Here is a 12,738-nt window from a genome sequence, read left to right as displayed (position 1 = left end):
CCATAGCGCAAAAGGCGAGCCGCTACCTGCTCGCAAGAGGAGCCCCTTCGGGCAGATTTCACGGCCCGGGGGCGATTCAGGTCCTTTGCTTTGACCGCGAGGGTTGCGAGAACGGCGCAACTTTTTTCTCCGCTACCCAGGGAAGCAGCTGCACCTCATGAGGCTCTAAATGAGCCGTTACGACCGGGAGCTTCTGCACAAATTCGTATAGTGCCGCGATCTCGTGCGGCTCGCAGTACCGTTCGCTGGTCTCGCTCTTACCGCCGTGTCCGAGCAGATCGGCACGATCCTCCTCCACCACGGACTTCTTCTTGAGCTGTGCGCCGAACAAGTGACGCACTGCGTGCGACCCAAGCCCCTCCTCCGTCACGCCAGCGGACGTCAAAATCGGCTTGAACTCCTTGTAGAAGCGATCACCCAGTGGGGAACGGCTGGAGGGAGAATAAAGATCAGGGAAAAGCAGTTCATAGCCGAGCGACTTGATGGCCCTCACGTATTCCGCGAATTTCAGCCGCAAGACTTCGGGATTGAGCGGGATATTGCGCTGGGATTGCGGATTCTTGATCCGCCGCCGCTTGTTCTTGGCGATGTGAATGTAGGGGATCGGGCCGTTGTCTAGAACGACGTCGTCGACCATCAACCCGCACAATTCCTCCCGGCGGCAGCCGGTATAGTAGATGAGGATCGGCACGAAGTAGAGAGCGCAATGGAATATCCGGCGCAGGGTATCCGGTCCGGATTCCGCCAGCCGATCCCAAGCCGCACAATTGTTGAAGGGAGGCGTCCGGAAGATCGCCTCGGCCTTCTCGATGGGCAGCTTGGCTCTTTCGTCGCGTGCGCGCTTTTTCTTGCCCTTCGAGCGCAGTTTGACGAGATCGATCTTCTCTAGGCTAATAACGCCACGCGCAGCTGCGTGCCGAAAAATCTGACCAAGGAAGGTGAGGTGACGATTGAGCGTGTCGCCGCCGATCCCGCGGCTCTTCGCATCGCGCGCCGACGCGTCGGCGCGCAGCTCGGCGATGGTCCGATGCTCATCCTTCGGCGATTTGCCGTAATGCTTGTAGACCTCTGACCGCATGAAATCGACGAACTTGCCGACGCGTTGCTGATCAAGCTCATCTAGTCCCTGGACCAGCTGATCCTGCAGCATGAACTTGACGAATAGGTTTGAGATGCTCCGGGCTTGCCTTTGAGTTTTCTCGTCCCAATGACCATCCTTGGCGTTTTGTTGGATGACATTTTCAGCGAAGGTGGAGAAGTCCGTCATCGACAGGGACGCCGCGGCGGGACGATCCACGGCCTTCGGTGGATCGTTTCTCCGGAGGTCGATGCCGGCCTCGGGTGATACAACCTGCTGCGGTGGATCGTTCACGGCCATGAGCATGCGATCCACAAAGCCCACATCCTCTATGCGCCTGCCTCCGTAGCGCCGATCGATTTCGGCCAGGGCGAGCTTCATTCCGCGGAAGTAGGTTCCTTGCGCGACCCCCAGGTTCATCGCTGTCGGGAGGGCGCCGACGGCACCGATCATATGATCGAGAATATGGGGGTTCGTCGGCACCATATTGTTGCGCCGGAGCATCGTCAGATGGCGCTTCACCGCCTCGATGTCGGCCTCAGAAAGTCCGCCTGCGGCCATCCGGACGCGATCCTCATCACGTACGACCGCGGCTGCACCTTGAGCATCCAAGAGCGCAAAGGTCCAAAATGCCTGCTTGTCGCCCATTCGATCGCGCTCGAGATCGAAATCAGACGAGCTCTTGGCGGCATACGCGAGCCGGTCGAGCTTCACGAGCTGCCTGTCAACGACGCCGCGAAGCATTGTCTCAATTTGAGACTTTGACAGGTGCGGGTCGAAGCTATCGGCGAGCATCGCGGCATCTTCCAGGATCAGGTCAAGCTGAGAGGCCAGCCGACGCGCCACGGTTCGGCTCGTCGTTTTCAGGCTGAGAAAAAGATGCGGACGTTCCACAAGATTGGCAAGCGCGCGAGGCACTCGGCGCCGCCAGTAATACACGGCGCTCCGGCGAAAGATGTGGACAGCCATTGCGAACACCACCCTGTGCAGCAGCAGTGTGTCCCAGAGCTGTGCAGCAGCTCCCCAGCCAGGCCGGTTTCGTGAGCAATTTCAGGCTGGGCGGGAGATCTGGCTGGGGCGGGAGGGATCGAACCTCCGAATGGCGGAATCAAAATCCGCTGCCTTACCGCTTGGCTACGCCCCAACAGGCGACCTCGGGACGGCGGAAGAACTGGCTACCGCAGATTCCCTCGGGTCGGAGCCGGTCTATAGGGTGCGGCACGGCATTTCAACCGCCTGGAGGGGCAAAATACCACAGTCCCCGGGATCGGCCGCGCCACACTCTATTATCGCGCCACACTCTATTATAGTGATCCGGGCGGAGGCCCTGTTCCGGGACTGAACCGTCCCGCGTCCGGGCAGTTGAGACCGCCGTCATTTCATGGGAATACCGCGGCCAAGACCAGTCTCCGGGGAGTGAACCATGACCTACCGCGCGCCGATCTCTGACATGCTGCTGTCGCTCAATCATGGCGCCGGCCTGAAGGCGGCGGTGGAAGCCGGCCATTACGGCGATTTCGACGCCGACATTGTGGCCGCCGTGCTGGAGGAAGCCGGCAAGTTCGCAACCGACGTGCTGGCGCCGCTCAACAAGGTCGGCGACGAGCACGGCATCAAGCTGGATGCCGGCAAGGTCACGACCGCGCCGGGCTGGCCCGATGCCTACAAGCGCTGGACCGAGGGCGGCTGGAACGCGGTCTCGGGGCCCGAGGATTTCGGCGGCCAGGGCCTGCCGCTGGCGATCAACGCCGCCTGCACCGAGATCTGGAGCGCCGCCAACGTCGCCTTCGGCCTTTGTCCGCTGCTGACGGCCTCGGCGATGGAGGCGCTGGATGCCCATGGCAGCGACGAGCTGAAAAAAATCTATCTCGAAAAGCTCGTCTCCGGTGAGTGGACCGGCACCATGCAGCTGACCGAGCCGCAGGCCGGCTCCGACGTCGGCGCGCTGCGCACCCGCGCCGAGAAGCAGGCCGACGGCACCTATCGCATCAAGGGGACGAAGATCTTCATCACCTATGGCGAGCACGACATGACCGACAACATCGTGCATTTCGTGCTGGCGCGCCTGCCCGACGCGCCCGCAGGCACCAAGGGGATTTCGCTCTTCCTCGTGCCGAAATTCATGGTGAACGCCGACGGCTCGCTCGGCGCGCGCAATGACATCTTCGCCAGCGGCGTCGAGCACAAGCTCGGCATGCACGCCTCGCCCACCTGCACCATGACCATGGGCGATCATGGCGGCGCCATCGGTTTCCTGATCGGCGAAGAGAACCAGGGCATGCGCTGCATGTTCACGATGATGAACCAGGCGCGGCTCGGCGTCGGCCTGGAGGGCGTCGGCGTCGCCGACCGCGCCTATCAGCAGGCGTTGTCCTATGCGCAGGAGCGCAAGCAGGGCCGCGCCATCGGCAAGAAGGGCGAAGGCTCGGACGCGATCTTCGTGCATCCCGACGTCAAGCGCATGCTGATGCGGATGCGGGCGCAGACCGCAGCCGCGCGCACCATCTGTTACGCCACCGCCGTCGCGCTCGACGTCTCCATGCGCGCGAGGGATCCGAAGGTGCGCGCCGACGCGGCCGCACGCGCGGCGCTGCTCACGCCGATGGCCAAGGGCTATTCCACCGACATCGGCAACGAGGTCGCCTATCTCGGCGTGCAGGTGCATGGCGGCATGGGATTCATCGAGGAAACGGGCGCCGCGCAGCATTATCGCGACGCGCGCATCACCGCGATCTACGAGGGCACCAACGGCATCCAGGCGATCGACCTCGTGACGCGAAAGCTCGCGGCCAATGGCGGCGCCGCCGTGTGGGCGCTGCTCGACGAGCTTTCTGCTGTCGCGAAGCAGGTCGAAGCGTCCAACGATCCCGCCTTCGGCACCACCGGCACCAAGTTGCGCGAGGCGCTGGAGGCGTTGACGCGCACCAGCAAGTGGCTGCTGGAGCGCGTCGCCTCGGCGCCGAACGAGGCGCTGGCCGGCGCAACGCCGTATCTGCAGCAGTTCGGCTCGACGCTCGGCGGTTGCATGCTGGCTTCCGAGGCGCTCGCCGCGAAAGCCGACGGCAATACCGACGCCACGCGCTACGTCTCGCTTGCGCGCTTCTTCGCCGAGAACATCAGTGTGCAGGCCGGCGCGCTCGAGCGCACCGTGACGGAGAGCGCGGAGTCGGTCGCGGCGGCGGACGCGGTGTTGCTGTAGGTGGAAAGCACTGACCACACACTCGGTGTCGTCCCGGCGAAGGCCGGGACCCATAACCACCGGGAGCAGTTTGGCGAAGATCGGCAGTTAAGCAGCTGTTCCGCGGTACCAAGATCCCGCGTTAGTCGATAGATCACGCGGTATGGGTCCCGGCCTTCGCCGGGACGACACCGAATATTTGGCTCGTTCAGCAACGTGCGGGTACGGTGGTCCCGGATTGCGCTACGCTCCATCGGGGCTACGGCGCTGCGATCTTCGCCCTTCCTCCCGGCCGCCACAGCACGATTCCCGCCGCTACGAGATCCAGCACCACGCACATCGCAAACGCCGTCGTGTAATTGCCGGTAAAACTGCGCACGAGGCCGACGATACCCGGGCCGAAGGCGCTGACGACGCCGCTGATCGAGGTGCCCAATCCCATCGCGGCGGCAAAGGCGGCAGAGCCCAGCTCGCGCTGGATGATCAAAGGCGGGAACGTGATCATGTTGCCGATCGAGAAGCCGTAGACGGCACAGCACGCCAGCAGCACTGTTGGATTCGTGCTCTGGAGAAGCACGAACAGCGCGGCCGCCTGGCTCGTCATCGACGCCGCGCAGGCGAGCCGCGGATCGAGCCGGTCGACGAACAGGCCGAGCGACAGGCGCCCGACCACCGCCATCGCGGCCATGATCGTCACCGCAAGACCCGCACTGGCGCGGCCGACCAGCGGTTCGAGAAACGTCACCTGGTGGATGATGAATCCCATCTGCGCCAGCAGCGCGATCGCGATCGGCAGCACCATGGTCCAGAACGCCGCGTTGGCGAGCAGCACCTTGCGCAAACGGGCCGGCGCCACCGTACCCGCACCGGACGGTCGACTGCCCGATGTCAGTGAGGTCCCGCCGGGCCAACCGATGAAGCCGACGACCACCGGCAGCACCAGCACCACCATGACGATCGTCGCCGCCAGCATCGCCGAACGGAAGCCGATGCTGCCGGTCAGCGACAGCAGCAGCGGAACGAGGATGATGCCGCCGCAGGTCGCCCCGTTGAAGGCGAGGCTGAGCGCGAGGCCGCGGCGCCGATCGAACCAGGAATTCAGAACGGTCGCGATCACCACGGTGCCCATGCCGGTCCAGCCGACCGCCATCAGCGCATAGGCGAGATAGAGCTGCCAGGGCGTCTGCATCAGCGCCAGCAGCGCCGTCGATGCGCCCAGCGCGCAAAGCCCGCACAGGATCAGCGCGCGCAGCCCGATGCGCGCGAGCAGATCGTCGGTGAAAATGACGAGGACGGACGTCAGGAGAAACGAGAAGGTGCTGGCCGCGGAGACCAGCGTGCCCGGCCAGCCATGGGCGCGCTGGAGTTCGGCGAGATAGACGCCCTGGCCGTAAAGGCCGAAGCCGAACATGAAGAAGGCCATCAGGAAGCAGGCCAGCACGACGCGCCAGCCGGGATAATGCAGCGAGGATTCGTCAACGCCCGTTGCGGCAATCATCGATCGAGCAATCGGCCAATGGAACTCGGGCACGATCGTGCCCCACAACCACCGGTTTTTCAAACAAAACATTGTAGCTATTTGTTGCGACGCGCAACGGGGTGTGACGGACCATGCAACCCGCGGTGGGCGCGACCCCGCGCATCAAGCTCGAAAAGGTTGAGCGAGCGCATTGGCACGCCAGCAAGATGATGTAGGCTGAGGCCTCGCGAGACTCGCGGACGGCAAACGGCGCGGCGGCGCAGGGGGGCTCTCATGCCGAATGGCAATATCGTGGTCACCGAAGAGCGGGGGACGCGCGTGATCACCCTGCGCCGTCCGGGCAAGAAGAACGCGATCACCCAGGACATGTACAAGGAGATGAGCCACGCGATCGACACCGCGCAGAACAATCCCGATATCCGCTGCATGATCATCACCGGCGGCTCCGGCGTGTTCACCGCGGGCGACGATATCGACGATTTTCTCAACGCCGACACGGCGCGCCCGGAGACACTGTCGAACGGCGCGAAATTTCTCTATTCGCTGGCCCTCAACGTCAAGCCGATCATCGCAGCCGTCGACGGTGCGTCGATCGGCATGGGCACTGTGATGCTGTTTCATTGCGACTACGTGCTCGCCTCGACAGCCGCGACGTTCTCCGCGCCCTACATCAAGCTCGGGCTCGTTCCGGTCGGCGCGGCCAGCCTCCTGATGCCGAACACGATGGGGTACCAGCGCGCCTTCGCGATGCTGGTGATGGGGCGGACCTTCACCGCCGCCGAGGCTCACGCCGCAGGCTTCGTCAACAGCGTGGTCTCGCCGGGACATACCGAGGTCGAGGCGCGCAAGGTGGCGCGCGAGATATGCCGGCTTCCGGCCGAGGCGGTCGCGACCTCGCGCAAACTGCTGCGCACTCCGCCGGAGGAATTGACCCGCCGCATCGACCAGGAGGCCCATCTGTTCGGCGAGCGATTGAAATCGGACGACGCCATGGCGGCGTTCAACGCGTTTGCGAACCGGAAGAAGCGGTAGGCGAGCGCGGTGCGAACCCCTCTCCCCTTGTGGGAGAGGGTGGCATAGGCGGCCTTCGGCCGCCGTTCTTAAGAACGCCGATGCTTCGCATCGGCTACGGCGCTAGCGGCGAGACGGGTGAGGGGTATGTCTCCGCGAACGATGCTGCATCGAGTGCTCGGAGAGAGCCCCCTCATCCGGCGCTTCGCGCCACCTTCTCCCACAAGGGGAGAAGGAAGGAAGCGCGGCGCGTTCACGACAATGCATCGTGAAATCTTCGCGCCGAACGACTAGTCTGGCTTCCATGCAATACCGATCCATCCTTGCCGTCCTCGCGCTGACCTGCGCCCTCCCCGCCTCCGCCCAGATCGCCGCGCCCGTCGAGCTGCGCATTCTCGCGATCAACGATTTCCACGGCAATCTGCGGCCGCCGCCGGGCGGGATCCGCATCAATGACCCCGAGGACAAGTCCAGGAAGGTGATGGTCGCGGCCGGCGGCGCCGAGTACATGGCGACGCTGGTCAAGCAGCTGCGCGAGGGGCACAAGAACACGATCTTCGTTGCCGCCGGCGATTTGATCGGGGCGAGCCCGTTCCTGTCGGCGATGTTCCACGACGAGCCCTCGATCGAATCGCTCTCGATGATGGGGCTTGCGATCACCTCGGTCGGCAATCACGAATTCGACGAGGGCAAGACCGAACTGCTCAGGATGCAGAACGGCGGCTGCCATCCGGTCGACGGCTGCCAGGGACCGCATCCGTTCCTAGGTGCCAAATTCCATTATCTCGCGGCCTCCACAGTGGAGACAGCAACCGGCAAGACCGTGCTGCCGCCCTACGAGATCAGGGAATTCGAGGGCATCCCCGTCGCCTTCATCGGGCTGACCTTGAAAGAGACCGCGGGCATCGTCTCGCCGTCAGGCATTGCCGGGCTCGAATTCCGCGACGAGGCCGAGACGGTGAATGCGCTGGTGCCGCAGCTGAAGGCGCGCGGCGTCGAGGCGATCGTGGTGCTGATCCACCAGGGCGGCGAGCCCTCAGGCGATTACAACGAATGCCCTGCGATTACGGGGCCCATCGTCGATATCGTGAAAAAGTTCGATCGCGCGGTCGACGTCGTCGTCAGCGGTCACACCCACCGCGCCTATGTCTGCGATATCGACGGGCGTCTCGTCACCAGCGGCGACAAATACGGCACGCTGGTCACGGCGATCGACCTCAAGCTCGATCCGGCAACGCGCGACATTGTCAGCGCGAGAGCCGAGAACGTCATCGTCGCCAATGCCTCGCTCGCGAAGGACCCCGAACAGACCGCGCTGATCGACGCCTATGACAAGCTATCCGCGCCGATCGCCAACCGGCCGGCCGGATCGGTGACGCAGACGTTGTCGCGCGTTCCGAACGAGGCCGGCGAAAGCGCGCTCGGCGATGTCATCGCGGACGCGCAGCTCGCAGCGACCAGGGACGCCAAGGATGGTGGCGCTGTCATCGCGCTTACCAATCCCGGCGGCATCCGCACCGATATCGTCCCGAAGGAGAACGGCGCGATAACGTTCGGCGATGTCTTCGCCAGCCAACCCTTTCGCAACCGCCTCGTCACCATGACGCTCACGGGCAGCCAGCTCAAGGACATGCTGGAACAACAATGGCTCGATCCGAAGCGGCCGCGGATCCTGCAAGTGTCGAACGGGTTCAGCTATACCTGGGATGCGTCGAAACCGTTCGGCGAGCGCGTGATGGCGGAGAAGATGGCGCTCAACGGCAGGCCGATCGAGGCTGGGACCGGCTATCGCGTCACCCTCAACGATTACCTCGCCGTCGGCGGCGACGGATTCACGGTCGCCAAGCAAGGCTCGGGGCAGCAATATGGCGGCTACGACGCCGACGCGCTGTTCACTTTTTTCCGGGCGCACGGGCCGATCGGCCCACTGCCTCCGACTCGCATCCTGCGTGTGAATTGATCCGGATCAAACGGGCCGGAACGGGACAACCCTTTGCCATTCCCGTCCAAGCGCATAGATTGGGTTTGGCATTGCGTTTTGGCGCCGGATGCGTCAAGCGACGTCAAGAGCCCGCATCCCCATGAGGCCGACCTGATGAGCACGCTTCTCCTGTCCCACAAGGCTTGCCTCGACCACGTCACGCCGCCGGGACACCCCGAACGGCCGGACCGGCTGCGCGCGGTGGAGGAAGCGCTGTCGCACGAGCGTTTCCAGTTTCTCGTCCGCGACCAGGCGCCGGAGGGCGATCTCGACCTCGTCACGCTCTGCCACAACGAACACTACGTCACTGAATTGCGCCACATCGCGCCGACCAGCGGCCAGGTCTATATCGACGGCGACACCTCGATGTCCCCGGGCACGTGGGAAGCGGTGATGCGCGGCGTCGGCGGCGCGGTGGCGGCGACCGAAGCCGTGATGGCGGGCGAGCACCGCAACGCCTTCGTCGCAGTGCGCCCGCCGGGCCATCACGCCGAGATCGGCAAGCCGATGGGCTTCTGCTTCTTCGACAATGTTGCGATCGCCGCGCGCCACGCACAGCGCAAATACGGCATCAAGCGCGCGGCCATCGTCGATTTCGACGTGCATCACGGCAACGGCACGCAGGACATCTTCTGGTCGGACCCGACCGTGATGTACTGCTCGACGCACCAGATGCCGCTGTTTCCGGGCACCGGCGCCAAGAGCGAACGCGGTGACCACGACACCATCGTCAACGCGCCGCTGGCGTCGGAAGACGGCGGCCCCGAATTCCGCTCCGCGTTCGAGAATCTGATCCTGCCGCAGCTCGAAAAATTCAGCCCCGAGCTTCTCATTATCTCGGCCGGCTTCGATGCCCACTACCGCGACCCGCTGGCCTCGCTGAACCTGCGCGCCGAAGACTACGCCTGGGTCACGCGCAAGCTGATGGACCTCGCCGACAAGACCGCAGGCGGCCGCGTTGTTTCGGTGCTCGAAGGCGGCTATGACCTGCAAGGACTGAAAGAATCTGTTACGGCGCATGTCGGCGCCCTGATGGGCGCTTGAAAGCACTCGCCACATTAAGCCCGCAAAACCCGCCTTCACTGCGGGCTAAGCGAATCGGGCGATCGGAAACGGATATGGCCGAAAATACCCAAGTCGACGTCTCCAGGCTCACCTTCGAGCGCGCGATCGAGGAACTCGAAACGATCGTGAAGCGGCTCGAGGACGGCAAGGTGCCGCTCGAGGAATCCGTGACGATCTACGAGCGCGGCGAGGCCCTGAAGCGCCGCTGCGAGGAACTGTTGCGCCAGGCCGAGGCCCGCGTGGACAAGATCACCACCGACGCCAGCGGCCAGCCCACCGGAACCGCCCCGCTCGACGTCCAGTAAGGCCGATGATCAGGACCCCGTTCCGGGCATCTGAAGCCTGCATATTTTTCATGATTGCACGCCGCAGATTCCCCCTCACGTGGCGGGCCAACCCGGGACAAGGATCAGGGAACTCCCTCCCAAGGGCCACTCGGTCCCTCGAATCCGCCAAAAAACCCCTCGCTCCCGCCAAAAATACTGCCGCGGAACCGGGCAAGACTGGAACCTGCCGCCGGCGCCGCGATTAACCACTCTGGCCCGGGGGTTGCAGGTGCATGCCCGTAATCGGCCCGGCGGGTTGGCTTTGGCCCAAGCTTTGGTGTAAAGCTGCGCGGAGTGTGGCTTTTTGTTAGCCTTGACGTGGGCACCGATTACCAACGACAAGCGCTTCAAATTGCTAATGAAATTGGCTGGGACGGACGAAGCCGATCTAAGTGACAGGGATCACAGAGACTGAACCGGAGCGCACCTAAGCTCACCTAAGCTTGAAGACGGGGCCTTGCCCCATGCAGGTGGCTCCGACGGTTTAAGGACTCGCGCTGCGCCGATATTGTGCAAACCCATCGCGCACCGGAACGATCTTCCGGCGCTGACAAATTGGAAATCGCCGTGAACGCATACAGTAAGACGCCGCTTCTCGACACCATCCGGACGCCGGAAGACCTGCGCAAGCTCAAGATCGAGCAGGTTCGCCAGGTCGCCGACGAGCTGCGGCAGGAGACCATCGACGCCGTCTCCGTGACCGGCGGTCACTTCGGCGCGGGCCTCGGCGTGGTCGAGCTCACCACCGCGATCCATTACGTCTTCGATACGCCGCGCGACCGCCTGATCTGGGACGTCGGCCATCAGGCCTATCCGCACAAGATCCTCACCGGCCGGCGCGACCGCATCCGCACCCTGCGCACCGGCGGCGGCCTGTCCGGCTTCACCAAGCGCAGCGAGAGCGACTACGATCCGTTCGGCGCGGCGCATTCCTCGACCTCGATCTCCGCCGGCCTCGGCATGGCCGTGGCACGCGACCTCTCCGGCGGCAAGAACAACGTTATCGCCGTGATCGGTGACGGGGCGATGTCGGCGGGCATGGCCTATGAGGCCATGAACAATGCCGGTGCGATGAACTCGCGCCTGATCGTCATCCTCAACGACAACGACATGTCGATCGCGCCGCCGGTCGGCGCCATGAGCGCCTATCTGTCGCGTCTCTACTCCGGCAAGACCTATCGCACGCTGCGCGATGCGGCCAAGCAGATCAACAAGCGCCTGCCAAAGATCCTCGCCAACCGCGCCAACCGCGTCGAGGAATATTCCCGCGGCTTCATGATGGACGGCGGTACGCTGTTCGAGGAACTCGGCTTCTATTACGTCGGCCCGATCGACGGCCATAACCTCGACCATCTCCTGCCCGTGCTGAAGAACGTGCGCGACATGGAGGAAGGCCCGATCCTGGTTCACGTCGTGACCCAGAAGGGCAAGGGTTACGGCCCGGCGGAAGCTTCCGCCGACAAGTACCATGCCGTCGTCAAGTTCGACGTCGCGACCGGCACGCAGGCCAAGGCCAAGCCGAATGCGCCGGCCTACCAGAACGTGTTCGGCGCGAGCCTCGTCAAGGAAGCGCAGAAGGACGACAAGATCGTCGCCATCACCGCAGCGATGCCTTCCGGAACCGGCGTCGACATCTTCAACAAGGCCTTCCCCGACCGCACCTTCGACGTCGGCATCGCCGAACAGCACGCGGTGACGTTTGCCGCAGGTCTCGCCAGCGAAGGCTACAAGCCGTTCTGCGCGATCTACTCGACCTTCCTGCAGCGCGGCTACGACCAGATCGTGCATGACGTCGCGATCCAGAACCTGCCCGTCCGTTTCGCCATCGACCGCGCCGGCCTCGTCGGCGCCGACGGCGCGACGCATGCCGGCTCGTTCGACAACGCCTATCTCGGCTGTCTGCCCAACATGGTGATCATGGCGGCCGCGGACGAGGCCGAGCTGGTGCACATGGTGGCGACCCAGGTCGCGATCGACGACCGCCCGAGCTCGCTGCGCTATCCGCGCGGCGAAGGCCGCGGCATCGAGATGCCCGAAGTCGGCATTCCGCTCGAGGTCGGCAAGGGCCGCATGATCCGCCAGGGCAGCAAGATCGCCCTGCTCTCGTTCGGCACCCGCCTCGCCGAATGCGAGAAGGCGGCCGACGAGCTCGCCGCGCACGGCCTTTCGACCACGATCGCGGATGCGCGCTTCATGAAGCCGCTCGACACCGAGCTGGTGCTCAAGCTCGCCCGCGACCACGAGATCCTGATCACGATCGAGGAAGGCTCGGTCGGCGGCTTCGGCTCGCATGTCGCGCAGTTCCTGACTGACCAGGGCGTGCTCGACACCGGCATGGTCAAGTTCCGCTCGATGGTGCTGCCCGACGTGTTCCAGGACCACGACACGCCCGCCGCGATGTACGGCCGCGCCGGTCTCGACGCTAAGGGCATCGTCGCCAAGGTGTTCGAAGCGCTCGGCAAGGACGTGAAGGCCGAGACGGTCAAGCTGGCTTGATGGGTTTCACCTCTCCCGCTTGCGGGAGAGGTCGCGCCGAAGGCGCGGGTGAGGGCTTTCTCCTCTCGGGGGTTCTCGATTGCGGAGACACCCTCTCCCCACCCCTCCCCCGCAGGCGGGGGA

The 12,738-nt window shown here is 64.3% G+C and carries 8 protein-coding genes and 1 tRNA gene; 6 read left to right on the top strand and 3 right to left on the bottom strand.

Going from position 1 to position 12,738, the window contains the following annotated elements; all coding sequences use genetic code 11:
* Positions 1 to 76: 76 nt before the first annotated feature.
* Together JQ635_RS10605 and JQ635_RS10600 are read right to left on the bottom strand one after the other, a co-directional pair.
* Complete coding sequence (locus JQ635_RS10605; protein ID WP_211409788.1) at positions 77 to 2,047, bottom strand: DUF6538 domain-containing protein; 1,971 nt, start codon at positions 2,045 to 2,047, stop codon at positions 77 to 79.
* 100 nt (positions 2,048 to 2,147) lie between these two features.
* Positions 2,148 to 2,222: transfer RNA gene (locus tag JQ635_RS10600), tRNA-Gln, on the bottom strand.
* A gap of 279 nt (positions 2,223 to 2,501) precedes the next feature.
* Here JQ635_RS10600 and JQ635_RS10595 point away from each other — a divergent pair.
* Entirely contained in the window at positions 2,502 to 4,277 is a 1,776-nt protein-coding gene (locus JQ635_RS10595) for an acyl-CoA dehydrogenase (RefSeq protein ID WP_211409787.1), read from the top strand.
* 238 nt (positions 4,278 to 4,515) lie between these two features.
* Here JQ635_RS10595 and JQ635_RS10590 read toward each other — a convergent pair whose 3' ends face one another.
* The gene (locus JQ635_RS10590; RefSeq protein WP_211409786.1) at positions 4,516 to 5,754 is read right to left on the bottom strand and encodes an MFS transporter; all 1,239 of its coding nucleotides are present in this window, start codon (positions 5,752 to 5,754) and stop codon (positions 4,516 to 4,518) included.
* 255 nt (positions 5,755 to 6,009) lie between these two features.
* Here JQ635_RS10590 and JQ635_RS10585 point away from each other — a divergent pair, with 255 nt between their 5' ends.
* The 5 genes from JQ635_RS10585 to dxs all read left to right on the top strand — a co-directional run bounded on the left by JQ635_RS10585 (position 6,010) and on the right by dxs (position 12,615).
* Positions 6,010 to 6,768 (top strand): enoyl-CoA hydratase-related protein, encoded by a 759-nt coding sequence (locus JQ635_RS10585; protein WP_211409785.1) that lies wholly within the window; start codon positions 6,010 to 6,012, stop codon positions 6,766 to 6,768.
* A gap of 283 nt (positions 6,769 to 7,051) precedes the next feature.
* Positions 7,052 to 8,707 carry a bifunctional metallophosphatase/5'-nucleotidase gene (locus JQ635_RS10580; protein WP_211409784.1) on the top strand — a complete coding sequence of 552 codons (1,656 nt, stop codon included), beginning with the start codon at positions 7,052 to 7,054 and terminating at the stop codon, positions 8,705 to 8,707.
* 135 nt (positions 8,708 to 8,842) lie between these two features.
* The gene (locus tag JQ635_RS10575) at positions 8,843 to 9,772 is read left to right on the top strand and encodes a histone deacetylase family protein (RefSeq protein WP_211409783.1); all 930 of its coding nucleotides are present in this window, start codon (positions 8,843 to 8,845) and stop codon (positions 9,770 to 9,772) included.
* Between the two features lie 74 nt (positions 9,773 to 9,846).
* Entirely contained in the window at positions 9,847 to 10,098 is a 252-nt protein-coding gene (locus JQ635_RS10570; protein WP_061021206.1) for an exodeoxyribonuclease VII small subunit, read from the top strand.
* A gap of 588 nt (positions 10,099 to 10,686) precedes the next feature.
* Positions 10,687 to 12,615, top strand: coding sequence for a 1-deoxy-D-xylulose-5-phosphate synthase (dxs, locus tag JQ635_RS10565; RefSeq protein WP_211409782.1), 1,929 nt, complete (start codon positions 10,687 to 10,689; stop codon positions 12,613 to 12,615).
* Positions 12,616 to 12,738 lie beyond the last annotated feature (123 nt).

Source organism: Bradyrhizobium iriomotense, from assembly GCF_018130765.1.
Classification (GTDB): Bacteria; Pseudomonadota; Alphaproteobacteria; order Rhizobiales; family Xanthobacteraceae; genus Bradyrhizobium; species Bradyrhizobium iriomotense_A.
The sequence above is the reverse complement of the archived record's forward strand: the minus strand, read 5'-3'. Positions and strand labels throughout refer to the sequence as shown.

Coding starts and splice junctions, on each gene's coding strand:
- JQ635_RS10605 (WP_211409788.1), bottom strand. CDS start 2,047: ATGGCTGTCCACATCTTTCGCCGGAGCGCCGTGTATTACTGGCGGCGC.
- JQ635_RS10595 (WP_211409787.1), top strand. CDS start 2,502: ATGACCTACCGCGCGCCGATCTCTGACATGCTGCTGTCGCTCAATCAT.
- JQ635_RS10590 (WP_211409786.1), bottom strand. CDS start 5,754: ATGATTGCCGCAACGGGCGTTGACGAATCCTCGCTGCATTATCCCGGC.
- JQ635_RS10585 (WP_211409785.1), top strand. CDS start 6,010: ATGCCGAATGGCAATATCGTGGTCACCGAAGAGCGGGGGACGCGCGTG.
- JQ635_RS10580 (WP_211409784.1), top strand. CDS start 7,052: ATGCAATACCGATCCATCCTTGCCGTCCTCGCGCTGACCTGCGCCCTC.
- JQ635_RS10575 (WP_211409783.1), top strand. CDS start 8,843: ATGAGCACGCTTCTCCTGTCCCACAAGGCTTGCCTCGACCACGTCACG.
- JQ635_RS10570 (WP_061021206.1), top strand. CDS start 9,847: ATGGCCGAAAATACCCAAGTCGACGTCTCCAGGCTCACCTTCGAGCGC.